The sequence below is a fragment of the Nocardia sp. NPDC004573 genome, assembly GCF_053602135.1.
Window position 1 is genome coordinate 37,544 of the sequence record NZ_JBSGDA010000009.1, and the last position, 13,584, is coordinate 51,127.

At 68.8% G+C, this 13,584-nt stretch carries 11 protein-coding genes; 3 read left to right on the forward strand and 8 right to left on the reverse strand.

All coding sequences use genetic code 11. The features are described from left to right. Positions 1-18: 18 nt before the first annotated feature. The 6 genes from ACWEKR_RS16445 to ACWEKR_RS16470 all read right to left on the reverse strand — a co-directional run bounded on the left by ACWEKR_RS16445 (position 19) and on the right by ACWEKR_RS16470 (position 6,563). Complete coding sequence (locus ACWEKR_RS16445) at positions 19-2,610, reverse strand: hypothetical protein (protein WP_452355164.1); 2,592 nt, start codon at positions 2,608-2,610, stop codon at positions 19-21. 725 nt (positions 2,611-3,335) lie between these two features. Beyond that, positions 3,336-4,079: a CPBP family intramembrane glutamic endopeptidase gene (locus ACWEKR_RS16450; RefSeq protein WP_452355165.1), complete on the reverse strand. Its 744-nt coding sequence runs from the start codon at positions 4,077-4,079 to the stop codon at positions 3,336-3,338. A 161-nt stretch (positions 4,080-4,240) separates the two neighbouring features. Further along, a complete protein-coding gene (locus ACWEKR_RS16455; protein WP_452355166.1) occupies positions 4,241-5,170 on the reverse strand; it encodes an RluA family pseudouridine synthase in 930 nt (309 codons plus the stop codon). Between the two features lie 51 nt (positions 5,171-5,221). Next, a complete protein-coding gene (locus tag ACWEKR_RS16460) occupies positions 5,222-5,803 on the reverse strand; it encodes a putative glycolipid-binding domain-containing protein (protein WP_452355167.1) in 582 nt (193 codons plus the stop codon). Positions 5,804-5,808: 5 nt separating this feature from the next. Further along, positions 5,809-6,261 carry a TIGR03667 family PPOX class F420-dependent oxidoreductase gene (locus ACWEKR_RS16465; protein ID WP_452355168.1) on the reverse strand — a complete coding sequence of 151 codons (453 nt, stop codon included), beginning with the start codon at positions 6,259-6,261 and terminating at the stop codon, positions 5,809-5,811. 95 nt (positions 6,262-6,356) lie between these two features. Further along, positions 6,357-6,563 (reverse strand): hypothetical protein, encoded by a 207-nt coding sequence (locus ACWEKR_RS16470; RefSeq protein ID WP_452355169.1) that lies wholly within the window; start codon positions 6,561-6,563, stop codon positions 6,357-6,359. Positions 6,564-6,979: 416 nt separating this feature from the next. Here ACWEKR_RS16470 and ACWEKR_RS16475 point away from each other — a divergent pair, with 416 nt between their 5' ends. Both ACWEKR_RS16475 and ACWEKR_RS16480 read left to right on the forward strand, forming a co-directional pair. Then, positions 6,980-8,833, forward strand: coding sequence for an ABC transporter ATP-binding protein (locus ACWEKR_RS16475; RefSeq protein WP_452355170.1), 1,854 nt, complete (start codon positions 6,980-6,982; stop codon positions 8,831-8,833). Then, positions 8,830-10,566, forward strand: coding sequence for an ABC transporter ATP-binding protein (locus ACWEKR_RS16480; protein WP_452355171.1), 1,737 nt, complete (start codon positions 8,830-8,832; stop codon positions 10,564-10,566). The genes ACWEKR_RS16475 and ACWEKR_RS16480 overlap by 4 nt, the downstream gene beginning before the upstream one ends. Before the next feature lie 242 nt (positions 10,567-10,808). On the opposite strand, the gene ACWEKR_RS16485 is transcribed toward ACWEKR_RS16480, so the two are convergent. Then, the gene (locus ACWEKR_RS16485) at positions 10,809-11,516 is read right to left on the reverse strand and encodes a siderophore-interacting protein (RefSeq protein WP_452355172.1); all 708 of its coding nucleotides are present in this window, start codon (positions 11,514-11,516) and stop codon (positions 10,809-10,811) included. 109 nt (positions 11,517-11,625) lie between these two features. Continuing rightward, positions 11,626-12,093, reverse strand: a complete 468-nt coding sequence (locus ACWEKR_RS16490; RefSeq protein ID WP_452355173.1) for a hypothetical protein — start codon at positions 12,091-12,093, stop codon at positions 11,626-11,628. A 172-nt stretch (positions 12,094-12,265) separates the two neighbouring features. Between ACWEKR_RS16490 and ACWEKR_RS16495 the strand changes: the two genes are divergently transcribed. Beyond that, positions 12,266-13,552, forward strand: a complete 1,287-nt coding sequence (locus ACWEKR_RS16495; protein ID WP_452355174.1) for a SidA/IucD/PvdA family monooxygenase — start codon at positions 12,266-12,268, stop codon at positions 13,550-13,552. Positions 13,553-13,584 lie beyond the last annotated feature (32 nt).

Below are 13,584 nucleotides of genomic sequence, written 5' to 3' on the forward strand. Positions count from 1 at the left end.
TGTTCGGGCCCGCGGCGGTCAGCCGATGGTGGCGTAGGGGCGGTGGACTTTGAGGGCCGAGTCCAGGACGCGGGTGACCGCCGAGCGGGGGACGCCGAGTTCGTTGGCGATGGCGGGGGTGGTGCCGCCCTGGTCGGCGAGGGTCAGGATTTCTCTGACCTCCTCGATGGGGAGGTCGGACAGGCGGCGGTCGGCGATGGCCCGCGCGAGCGCGGAGATTTCGTCGTCGTCGGTGTCGGCTTCCTCTTTTTCGGCGGGGAATTCGTCGTCCTCGTCGTCGTCCTCGAGGATCGGCATCGGTTCGACGCGCGGGTGCGAAAGCTCGGGAGTTTCCTCGAGGGCCAGTTGTTCGCTCTCCGCGTCGGCGGAGCGGTCGTTCTGCTCGGCGCTCGCCGACTTTCCGCGTTTCGCCGCGCGCGGGGCGGTGGCGTTCGGGTGCACCTGTGCGGCGGTGTCGGCGGATGTCGGCGTGGGCATGGGTTCGGTGGGGCCAGGACGCCGGGCGGTGTCGTCTCCGCGATGCGCGCGATCGATCGAGCGTTCGCCTCGGTTGACCGCAGCGTGCGTCGATGCCGCACCGTTCGCTCGCGTCCGAGCGTGCTCAACGAATTCCAGGCCGTCGTTCAGGTCGGCGAGCGAGATCTGCTGTGCCGCGGATCGCGTGGATTCGAAACGCGGCTGCGGGCTCTCGAACTCAGGCGCTTCCGCCCGGTTCGAGACTCCCTCCTCGAAGGTGGCAGGAGAAATCTGGGAAGGAGTCGTCACTTCGCTACTGACAACCGACTGACCACGGTATCCGTTGGGAGCGGTCGGGTGGTCTTCGGCGGCGCGAGCGGTGTGCTTGCCGAGCGGAAGGGCTTGCGCAGCAATGTCGGCGGGTGTCTCGGCGGCGTGACCGCTGGCCGCTTGTGCATCGCCGTGCGTGTGTGCATCGCCGTTCGTGGGGGACGCGGTGATGTGGCCGTTCGTGCTGGGGCGCACGATGTTCTCGTCGACCTGCAAGGGCTGTGCGGCATCGGCAACAGTGTGGCCGTTGGTGGCTGGGCGCACCGTGTGTCCGTTGATGCGCGGGTGCGCGTTTCCGTTGACAGGCAACTGGTTGATGTTGTTCTCGATCGGCGGAAGGGCGTGGCCGTTCGTGGACAGGTCTCGGGTGTGCCCGTTGGTAGTGCTATCGACCGGGCGGCCGTTCGGAGCTCGGTGTAACGCGGCACCAGGGTCGACCGCGTGGCCGTTGATCGGCGTCTCGACCGCGTGCCCGTTGGTCGGGCGAGCATCGGTCCGGCCCGGAGCAGTGGACGGCGCGGGAGCTTCGCCGTCCTGGTCATCCACCGGCGTAAGCGGGGTGCGGTCGACATCGATGGAGTGGCCGTTGATCAGCGACTCGACGGCGTGACCGTTGGCGGAGCGGATATCAGTCGAATTCGAGTCGCCCCCGTCCTCGCCATCTCGATGGCTCGCGGCAGCGAGGAAGGCGCGGTCGGCGGTGTGTGGGCGGCCGTTGATCGGCGAGTCGACTGCGTGACCGTGGGTCGGCAGCCTTCCGTGGTCGAGGTGGGAGGTGGCTGCGCTCGAGTTCGCGGACTCTGCCCGCGTAGCGCGTTGCGTGAAAGGCGTTTCGGATGTCCCTCGGTCCCGAGGTGCGGATCCGGTGCCCACGATCGTGCGGTGGACGGAGGTCGGCCGGCCGAGACCGTGGACGTCACCTCGATGACCGACTTCCGTTCCGGAGCCCGCATCGTGGTGCGCCGCACGGTTATCGCTGACCGGTGCGGTGTAGGTGTCGCCTTCCCAGGGACTGCGACGGTTGGTCGCCGCTGCCTCGAGCGAGTGATGTCCCTCGGCTTCCGGCATGCCCGGTTGCGCATCGAGATGGATCATCCGCCGGTCGCGCTCGATCACCGGCGCACCGTCGATCAGCACCGCGTACCGCGCGGAAACCCAGGCGTGCAACCAGATCACGACGCCGACCATCACCGGGGCGATCGCGTATTCCGCGGCGCGGCCGAGGTCGCCTGCGGCGAGATGCGGGCCGGTGTTGAGTGCGACGGTCGTGCCGAGCAGGGCCGCCTCGAAGAAGATCACCTTGCCGCGCGCCAGCTCCCGACCCCACTTGGCGGCCGTGGTCGCCGCGACCATGATGGTGATGATCGGGATGGAGATCATCGCCTCGATGCCGTAGCTCAACCAGTACAACGGATCGGACATGTCGCCGCTGGGCACCAGATTGTGCTGCACGTTGACGCCGGCCCACACCATGCCGAGCACGACGACGGCGATCAAGGCGCGCGAGGACCATTCCGCCCGGCGGTAGAGCTGGGCCAGTCGCGCGTCCTCACTGGACGCCCGCCGCCGGGCGGCCAGAGCCCGCCGGTGCCAGCGGGCGTCGGCCTCCTCCGAGCGGCGCAACGCGGCCGCCGACTTGCGATCACGCTGCTCGGCGGCCAATTCCGCCTCGATCTCCCGGCGCCGCTGGGTGCGCCGCTGCGCGCGAATCCACTCCGCGAGCTCGCGCTCGGCGGCGATCTCGCGTTCGGACAGCACCTCCAGCAGGGCCGGATCGAGCTGCAGGGGCAACTTCCCCCGCGCGGTCTCGACCTGCTGTGCCAACGCGGCAATCTCGGAACTACCGTTCGAGGGTTCGTCGGGCATCGCGAGCCTTCCCAAGAGCAGGTGTCATGTCGGGTGGTGGAGACATGATTGCTCGAACATATGTGTGATCGGAGTGAGACTAAACCGAGCTCTTCCCGTGGTCAACGTGGCGCTCTCCATGCCGAAGGCGACACGCCGAACAGGCGAAATTCATGGTCTGGCTGGAATATCCGGATGAGCGGCGCTTTTGTCGGCGCCCTCCGCGTGTCGAAACTCAGTTCGAATTCGCGGAGCAATAGAGTGAATCCCCCGCTATGAGTTCCGGCCCCGCACGCCCCGCGCCCTTGGTCGAACAACCAACACGCCCGCTCGCCACAATCGTCGTCTTGCGGGCCGAGCGGATCGAGCATGCGCCGTTCGCGGCCCGGCGCCCGGTCCGGATGTCCGCCGGACGGCACTGACTCTGTGAGACTGACCGGCCCAGCCTGTCTGTGAGAACGGACCGGCCGAGTCTGGACGGAAACTATCTACCGACCCTGTGAGCGATGGGTCCGGAGTTCCCCGCTGACGCGCCCGGATCGCCTGATCCACGTCTTTCGAGCGTAGCGAGATCGAGCATCCGCCGTTCGCGGCCCGGCTCGCGTGTGCGCGGCCGCCGCGTACGCGACGAAGGAGCAAGCGGCGGTCGCGCACACGCGAGCCACAGAGGGGCCGCGAACACGCCGCGACGAAGTCGCGGCCAATTAACCGAGCGTGGTGTGCCAGACGACGGCGGCCGCCAGGGCTCCCGCGCTGTTGACCGACCAGTGCAGGGCGATCGGGGCGAGCAGGCTGCCGCTGCGGTGGCGCAGCCAGGTGAACACCATGCCCGCCGCGGCCGTCGCGATGACGGCGAGCAGGATTCCGATGACCTGCCCGGCCACGCCGCCCCCGATGAAGCCGCTCAGGCCGCGGTTGCCGGAGGTGAGGCCGAGCGAGGACGCGATGTGCCAGAGCCCGAACAGCAGGGAGCCCGCCGCGAAGACGCCGCGCGCACCGTAGGCGCGGTGCAGCGTGCCGTGCAGCACGCCGCGGAAGGCCAGCTCTTCGGGGATCACGGTTTGCAGCGGGATGACGATCATCGAGGCGATCAGCGCGCCCGAGATGGTCGCGTAGCGATCGGCCAGGAAGAACGGGCGGGTCAGCGGCAGCGCCGCACCGATGGCGACGACCGCGAGGACCACCGCCACCGCCGCGAGGGCGTAGCGCGAACCGCGCCGCCAGTGGCGGGGTGAGAGACCCAGTTCCGACCAGCCGAGACCGCGCCTGCGCATCAGCGCGAGGAGGACGATCGCCGCGACCGGCACCGTCACGATGTTCGCCCACGCGGTGGTGAAATGCGCGATCAGATTGGTGCCCGCGAGGACGATCACTACGACGGCGACGTCGACGTAGGCGTGCAGTTTGCGGCGCGGATGGGTCGGGGCTGCTAGGTCCGGCTCAGACATCCCGGCCGAGTCTACGGAAGAGGAACACGTTCACCACGGCTCCCGCCCTTATTGCCGGATCGATCACGTTTTCGCCGCCGTCGCGCGCAGACCGCTGCGCCGGGCGATCATGGCGAGACGGCGCTACCCGCGCCAACGGACGGGCGCTGCTCCCGCAGCCGTCAGCCGGCCCACCCGTGCGGGTCGGTCCAGGCCTGCAAGGTGCGACTGGTCTCGAAACGACGCGACTCGCGGGTGACCGGATCGGTGAACTCGAGCGAGGCGGCCAGCAACTGGAGCGGCCGGGTGAAGTCGTCGACGGGCTTGTCGGTGAGCGTCGGGTAGAAGTCGTCGCCGAGGATCGGGATGCCGAGGCTGTTCATGTGCAGCCGCAACTGGTGGGTCCGGCCGGTGTGCGGGCGCAGCCGGTAGCGGCCGAGCCCGTCGCGGTGCTCGAGCAGTTCGACCTCGGTCTCCGCGTTCGGTTCGCCCGGGACCTCCTGCGCCGCGAGCACCTGCTTCTCTTTGATGATCCGGCTGCGCACGACGCGGGGCAGCGCGAGATCGGGATCGAACCGGGCGATCGCCTCGTACTCCTTGCGCACGGTGCGCTTGTGGAACATGGTTTGGTACGCGCCACGGCGGGCGGGATTGATCACGAAGAGCACCAGCCCCGCCGTGACGCGGTCGAGCCGATGCGCCGGGACCAGGTCGGGGAGGTCCAGCTCCCGGCGCAGCCGCACCAGCGCGGTCTGCAGGATGTGCTGACCGCGCGGAATCGTGGCCAGGAAATGTGGCTTGTCCACCACCAGGAGGTCGTCGTCGCGATGCACGACGGGGATGTCGAACGGCACCACCGTCTCCTCGGGCAGATCGCGATGGAACCAGACCGCACCGCCGGGCACGTACGGTGCGTCGGGAGCGATCGGCCCGCTGAGGTCGACGATGCCACCCGCGTGCAACAGTTCGTCGATCCGCGTCGCGGGCACCCGGGGGAGACGCTCCACCAGATGGTCCCGGATGGTCGCCCAATCGCCCTGCTCCGGTAGTCGCAGCCGGGCCGGGTCCAAGCCGTGCCGTTTCGGCAACGGCGGTTGTTGCCGCCTTCTCATCGCTACCGACCCTAACGGCAGGCGGGACCGGCGTTGTCCGAGGCCTGGGGCTCAGTGGGCGCGGGACGCGATGCCCGGGTACTCGAGCACCAAGCCCGATTTGTCGTAGTCCAGGGTGCAGCGGAAGTCGAATTCGGGGGCGGCGTACTCGAACCGCGGTCCGTGCTCGCCGTCCGCCGTGCGGAGGTAGCGCTGTTCCAACCGGCCGACCGCGGCGCCGGAGGCGTAGACGTACGCCGCGGGCGCGTCCATGCCGTCGCCGACCTCCCGCGCGGCCCGGTGCACCGGCAGGGCGTTGGTCAGCGCGGAGGACTCCAGGTCCACGTCCAGGCAGCCGTCGAGCAATGGCGCGGGCATCCCGTCCAGCAGCCAGGACCCCGCGCCGTCGCACTCCAGCACCAGGGTGTTCCAGCCACCGGGTTTACGCATCGCCACCTGGGCCCGGCGTGTGCGCCATTCGGTGTCCAGCGCGATCCGGTAGTCCACCACCCACGCCGCGCCGCCTTCGACGGCCGTGGTGCAGCCGTCGATCAGCACGCCCTGCTCGGTGACGCGGAAATACGCCACCTCGAATCCGTCGCGGGCGAAGCGGTGCCGCCATGCGGCGGTGGGCGGCGGCGGCGCGAACGTCATCGGGGTCAGAATCCGCGCAGCCGATCCGGGGTGATGCGCAGGACGACGGAGTATTCGGCGTAGAACTGCTCGTCGGTCATGCCGATCGAGCGCAGGCCGTCGGCGTACTTCTTCGTGAACGCGTCGATCTCCTCCGCGCTGGGCCGCTGGTCGACGACGCGGGCCGTGCCGGTGAGCACGACGACGTCGCCGCCGGTCGCGGTGCTGTTGAGATTCAGCGAGACCCGGGGGTTGCGCCGAATGTTGCGAATCTTCGGCTGGGCGGGCTTGCTGAAGACGAGGAACTCGCCGTCGCGCCACTGGAACCAGACGGGGTTGGGCTGCGGTGTGCCGGTGGGGCCGACGGTGGTCAGCCAGAGGACGGATTCGCGGCCGAGGCGTTCGGCGACTTTCGCACCGAATTCGGTGTCGGTGTCGACGACAGGGCTGGCGGATCGATCGGATGCCGTTGCGGTCATGACGAAGACAACACCTCCGTGGCGGGGACGATTCCTCCTGACGGCGCGCACCGGCGTCCGAAGGCGCGAACGCGGGGCGCTCATCGCGGACGCGGTCACGGCGTCGCCCGCTCGTCGAGCGCCATCAACCCGGCCTCGACCAGCCTCCGGCGTGCGCGCCGCCGGACCCGGCACATCTGCACGCTGTAATCCAGGTGCACCTGCATGGCGCGATGCGCTCGGCCCGTGGTGAGTTCGCCGGGGTCCTTCGTGCAATTCGACAGAACCGAAAACAACTCCGTGCCATACATATCGGTAGCCATACATATCGGTACTCCTGCGCGTCCAATGGTTTCGCTTGCACTCGAAAACAGCGATGCGCATGAGCTATCAGACCAGTATACGGCCCCCGTTCGCGGAGCTTCCCCGGCGCGTCGGAAGTTCGAAAACCATGGGTTTCCCGTCAGTTTTCGCACATGGACGAAATATGTCCCGAAGGGCAACGGCCGGTAGGCGGGTAGCCAGGGCTTGTCCGCTGCGGCGCAACGTCTTCGAGTTCGGCCGCGAATTCGGTGAGCAGGCGGCATGTGGCCGGACCTGGCGGAATTCACTGCGCCGGGTGCGGACCGGCCCCGACGATCGCACGGGCCAAGATAACTTAGGCTAACCTTTCTTACTGAGCGTCGCTGTGTGAGGATAGGGCGATTCCAGAGACGGATGCCGCGAGAGACGAGGTCAGATGACGGTAGAGGTCGCGCCGCTGCCGGCGGCGCAGACGGGGAACCGGCCGCCGAAGTCGGTGCTGAAGGAACGCAAGCAGCAGGAGGCGCAAGCGCGCAGAGAGATCCTCGCGCCCGTGCGTGGCCCGTTGACCGTCGCGAGCCTCATTATGGTCGTCGCGTCGGTGTGCGCGGTCGCGCCCTTCGTGCTGATCGTGGCGGCCTGCCGCGAATTGCTGCGGGACCAGGCGGACACCGACCGGGCGTGGCGCCTGCTGACGATCGCGGTGCTGGTGCTGGTGGGGCGGGCCCTGTTGCAGGCCGCGGCGCTGACCTGGACGCACCTGGTCGACGCCGGCTATCAGCTCGCCGTGCGCCGGGCACTGGCGGCCAAGCTGACCCGGGTGCCGTTGGGCTGGTTCGGTGAGCGGACCTCGGGCGAGGTGAAGAAGTACCTCCAGGACGACGTGGAGGCGCTGCACTACCTGGTGGCCCACGCCCGCCTGGAGTTCGTCGGCGCGGTGACCGTTCCGCTGATCACCCTCGGATACCTGGTCACCGTCGAATGGCGGCTGGCCGTCGTGCTGCTGCTGCCGATCCTGGCCTACGCGGTGCTCTACAGCCGGATGATGGACCGCGACGGCCGGGACCGTTACGTGGTCTACACGCGCGCCGAGCAGGCCACCAAGCAAGCGGCCATCGAATTCGTCGACGGCATCCAGGTAGTGCGTACCTTCGGTCAGGCGGGCAAGGCGCACAGCGTCTTCCAGGACGCCGTCGAGCACCAGGCGCGCAGCCTCGACCGGCTGAAGACGCCGATCATCAAGGTGCAGGCCGCCTCCGACATCGTCGTCACCCCGGTGTTCGTCATGCTGGTCGTGGTCGTCGCCGGTCTGGGCGCCGTCGGCCTGGACTGGATCGAGCCGCTGGATGTGCTGCCGTTCCTGCTGGTCGGCCTCGGCCTGGGCAGCTCGTTGCTCAGTCTCGGCTACGGCGCGCAGGCGCTGCGTGCCGCCGCGGTGGCCGCGCAGCGCCTGCACGAGCTGCAACAGACGCCCGAACTGAGCACCGGGGCGCCGGCTCCCGCCGAACCGGAATCCGCGCCCGCCGGACTGGTCCGGTTCGAAGGGGTCGGCTTCGGCTATCGCTCCGGCCACGACGTGCTGCACGATATCGACCTCGAGCTCGTTCCCGGCACCATCACCGCTCTGGTCGGCCCGAGCGGGTCGGGCAAGTCGACACTGGCCAAACTGCTTCCCCGCTTCTACGACGTGGGGTCGGGCCGGATCACCATCGGCGGCCGCGATATTCGCGACTTCCCGAGCGAGGAGCTCTACCGAACGGTGGGATTCGTCTTCCAAGACGTCCGTTTGATCCGTGGCAGCATCCGGGAGAACCTGCGCCTGGCCCGGCCCGACGCCGACGACGCCGCCGTGGAACAGGCCGCCCGCGCCGCGCAGATCCACGAACGCATCGTGGCGCTGCCGCGTGGTTACGACTCCGAGCTCGGCGTCGACGCGACCTTGTCCGGTGGCGAGGCGCAACGGCTCTCGATCGCACGCGCCCTGCTGGCGGACACCCCCGTCCTCGTGCTGGACGAAGCGACCGCCTTCGCCGACCCGGAATCGGAAGCGGCGGTGCAGGACGCGCTGGCGGTCCTGGTCGCGGGCCGCACGGTGCTGGTCATCGCGCACCGGTTGCACACCATCACGGGGGTGGACCGGATCCTGGTGCTCGAGCGGGGACGGCTGGTCGAGCAGGGCGACCACGCGAGTCTCGTCACCGCGGGCGGCGCTTACCAGCGGCTGTGGGAGATCAACGAAGCGGCGCTGGGCGAGATCGCCCTCGTCGACAGTGTGGAGGGTGCCCGATGATCCGCAAGGTGCTGGACCTGGTTCCGGCCGAATTCGCCCGGCTGACACCGAGGTTGTTCGCCGCGATCGTGGCGCAGGCCCTCAGTCAGGCCGCGGCGTATCTGCTGCTGGTCCCGGTCCTGACGGCGCTGTTCGACGACGATCTCGGCCGCGCCTGGCTCTGGGCGCTCGGCATGCTCGCCGCCGTGGCGGGCGTGGTGGTATTCGGCTATCTGCAAGCGGGGATCGGCCTGCGCGTCGGTATCGGCATGCAGCGCGGATTGCAGACCCGGCTCGGGGACCACCTCAACGCGCTGCCCCTCGGCTGGTTCGAGACCCATGACGCCGGGCCGCTGGGGCGGTTGCTGGTCGACAACGTGCGGGAGCTGCAAGGTCTGGTCGCCTACTTGCTGGCCAAGATCCTCACCGGTGTCATCGTCCCGCTCGCGGTCGCGGTCGGCATGCTGCTGGTCGACTGGCGCATCGCGGTGGCCATGCTGCTCGCCGCGCCGGTGCTCTACCTGGTGAACGGTCTGGCCAATCGCGCCTACCTCGGCGCCGATCGGCGGATGCACGCGGCGGCGGCCGAGGCCGACTCGCGCGTCATCGAATTCGCCCAGGCCCAGCCGGTGTTGCGCGCGTTCGGTGCGGTGGGGTCGGGCAACCGCGCGCTCGACGCCGCGCTGGCCGGACAGCGCTCGGCGGGGTCGCGCATGGTGTTCGCCAGCGTGCCAGGCCTGATCTTGTTCGCGCTCTTCGTGCAGGCCGTGTTCCTGGTGCTGGTGTACGTCGCGGTGGCGCGGGTGACCGACGGCGCCGTCTCCGCCGCCGCCGCGATCGCGCTCATCGCGGTGAGCTCCCGGTTCATCGAACCGCTCAACCAAGCCGCGCAATTGGGCACCGCGTTGCGCTCGGCGGGCACGGCCGCGGACCGGATCACCGAACTGCTGAACGAACCGGTGTTGCCGGAGGCGGAGTCGGCCGTTACGCCGGGGGCGCCGTCGGTGGTGTTCGATGACGTGAGTTTCGGATACCGTCCCGGTGAGCCGGTGCTGTCCAACGTGACGTTCAGCGTGCCCGCGGGCACCACCACGGCCATCGTCGGGCCGAGCGGCGCGGGCAAGACGACCGTGCTGCGGTTGGCCGCCCGGTTCTACGACGTGGATTCGGGACGAGTGTCGGTGGGCGGGCACGACGTACGCGACCAGCCGTCGGCGACGTTGCTGAGCCAGCTGTCGCTGGTCTTCCAGAACGTCTACCTGTTCGATCAATCGGTGGCGGACAACATCCGGATCGGCCGGCCGGAGGCCGGTGACGACGAGGTGCGTCGCGCGGCGGTGGCGGCGCGAGTCGACGAGATCGTCGACCGTCTGCCCGCGGGCTACGACACCCGGGTCGGGGAGGGCGGCACGGCGCTGTCCGGCGGTGAGCGCCAGCGGGTCTCGATCGCCAGGGCGCTGCTGAAGGACGCGCCGATCGTGCTGCTGGACGAGGTGACCAGTGCCTTGGATCCGCACAGTGAAGCGCTCGTGGTGCGCGGCATGCACGAGATCACCAAGGACAAAACGGTGATCGTGGTCGCGCACCGGCTGGCCACCATCGCCCACGCCGACCAGATCCTGTTCGTGGACGGCGGCCGGATCATCGAGCGCGGTACCCACGCGGAACTGCTCGCCCTGGACGGCCGGTACGCCGCGTTCTGGAACGAGCGATCCCGCGCGGCGGGCTGGCATCTGGAACCGGTCGCCACCTAGCGCGAATCGAGCCGGTCGGCGGACGAGGTCGCCGTGGACGCCGGGACAGCCGGTGGCCCGCGGCGGGCGCGTCCACCGGCCGGCTCGCATCGTGAGCGAGAAGCAGCGCCGCGGTGTTTTCCGGGTCCACCGCTGCCGCCGGTGAATCGGCTGATCGTCGCGTCCGGGTCGATCGACTGGTCGGCGGCTTCTGAATCGGAAACGCCGCACCGCGTGGAGGCGGTGCGGCGTCGGTGGGAGCCTTATTTCCAGTAGGCCTGGGATTTGATCGCCGTTTTGGGCAGATTGTGGATCGTTCTGAAGCTCTTGACGATCGAGCGTGTGGTGTGCCCGTCGCAGGCGACCCAGGCGAACGCGTCTGTCGGGCAGGCGAGTTCCTGTGCCGCTTCCCGCAGCAATCTGCCGTCATCGATCCGCTGCACCCACGTCACTTGGTGGTGGGGTTTGTTGCGCAGCGGGATCGTGGTGTCGGATTCGTACTGCCACTCCAGCCAGACCCGCGCCGGGGTGTCTCCGATGGCGTCCAGCAGCGAGTTGATCGCGGGCAGTGAGGCGGTGTCGCCGAAGATGAGGTATTCGCCCGGTGCGGACTCCGGCAGCTGGAAATTCGAGCCGAGTACGGAGGCGTCGAGTTCGTCACCGACCGAGGCGTTCTGGGCCCATCGGGCGGCAGGCCCGTCGTGCAGCGCGAACTCGATCGAGAAGCGGTCGCCGTCCGGATCGGGGTCGACCAGCGTGTAGCCACGCTGCTGCAACTTGCCGCTGTCGCCGTCCGGGAACCAGCCGCGGATCCACTGGGTGGGGTGCACCGGGTGCTCGGCGAGCAGCCCGCCCGCGGTGAAGCCGAGTCGCACGTATTTGTCCGTGACGTATTCGGTCGAGGTGACGGTGAGCCGGTAGTCGTTGCCACCCCACGCCTTGACCATCAGACCGTTCAAGCCTTTACCCATGGCACTAAGGTTAGCCTAACGAAAGTTGAATGTCGCGCACTGTAGGTGCGGTCGCGCGACACTCAACGGTTCGTTCCCGCCGGAAATCGCGGATGGCAAGGGTTCTGGTTCAGCAGGACAGCGCGAGCGCCGAGGCGAGGCTGCATTCCGCCTGGCGGGTCAGCTTCCAATAGCCGTCGATCTGCTTCCACGAGACGTCGTAGGTGAAGTCCGGGTAACCCTCGGTGGTGATCACGAGCTGCGCGTCGATCCGGTCGCCGGAGGTCGACGGGTTGACCACGTTGTAGCGCAGGCTCGGCGGGGAGACCGCGAGCAGGCCCGCGATCTTGTCCATCGTGGCGACGCCGGCGTCGCCGGATTCCAGTTCCGCCGCTCGCGTGCTGCGCGCGGCGCCGGTGTTGATGGCCACGCGCAATTTGGCGGTCAGCTCACCGGCGCCGGGGGCCTGGGCGTGCAGGGGTGCGACCAAGGGCGCCGCGACCGCGGGCGCAACGGTGCCCGCCGCGCCGACGAGTGCGGCGGTGAGTGCGACCGCCGTCGCGGCCAGTCGGGTGAATGTCTTGTTCGGGGAGGTCATTTGTTCATCCAATCGTTCGCGGGTGTGAGTGTCACCGCTCTGGTCGGGTACGAGTGTGCAATATAAGGTAAGCCTATGCAAACATGATCTGGACGGATTCTGGTTGTCGGCGCGGGAGCGGACCCGCGCACTCGGCGGGAAGCCGCGGGATGTCGGAGAGAGTGGAGAACCGGTGGAAACGCTTCTGGTCATCGGAGCTGGTCCGAAAGCCCTTGCGGTCGCGTCGAAAGCGCATGTACTGCGCACGCTCGGCCTGCCCGCTCCTCGGGTCGTGGTCGTCGAGGCGCACGCGGTCGGCGGCAATTGGCTGCCGAGCGGCGGCTGGACCGACGGCAGGCACCGGCTGGGCACCAGCCCGGAGAAGGACATCGGCTTTCCGTACCACTCGACCTGGGCGCGTGGACGCAACCAGGAGATCAACGCGGCCATGATGGCCTACAGTTGGACCTCGTTCCTGATCGAGCAGGGCACCTATGCCGAGTGGATAGATCGAGGACGCCCGAATCCGGCCCACCACGTCTGGGCCAAGTATCTGCAGTGGGTGGCGCACCGGATCGATCTCCACCTCGTTTCGGGCACAGTGCGCTCCATCGGCGCGACCGCAGACGGCTGGCTGGTCACCGCGACCGATCCCGACGGCAGCGCGGTCCGATTGGACGCGGCCGGACTGATGATCACCGGCCCGGGCGCGAGCACCAAAACCCTCGCCGACCATCCGCGCGTGCTGAGCATCGCGCAATTCTGGGATCTGGCCGGGCGTCGCAGCCTGCCGGTGTCCTCGCGCGTCGCGGTGATCGGCGGCGGCGAGACCGCGGGCTCCGCGTTGGACGAACTGGTGCGTCACGGCATGCTGTCGATCTCGGTGATCTCGCCGATGGCGACCATCTACACGCGTGGCGAAAGCTATTTCGAGAACTCGCTGTTCAGCGATCCGGTCAAATGGGCGGGACTGACCGTCCAGGAACGGCGGGACGTCATCCGCCGCACCGATCGCGGCGTCTTCTCGGTACGGGTGCAGGAGAGCCTGCTCGGCGACAGTCGCGTGCATCATCTGCAGGGTCGCGCCGTCCGCGTCGCCGAGCAGGGCGACGGGGTGGCGCTGACGCTGCGCAACGAGCGGCGTCCGGATCAAACGCATACTTTCGACCTGGTCATCGATGCCACTGGCGGACAGCCGCTCTGGTTCTTGGACCTCTTCGATCAGGACGCGGCGGATCTGCTGGAGCTCGCGGTCGGCGGCAGGCCGACCCAGGAGCGGATCGAGGTATCGATCGGTTACGACCTCGCGGTGTCGGGGATGGACACCAAGCTCTATCTGCCGAATCTGGCCGGGGTGGCACAGGGGCCCGGATTCCCGAATCTGAGCTGCCTGGGCGAACTTTCCGATCGCGTACTGCAACCGGTCACGCGGCGGTCCGGTGCGCATCCGGCGGTGGCCGTCGCGCGGGCGCTCGGGTGAGCGCCCACGCTCTCGGCGCCGCGGCCGTACGC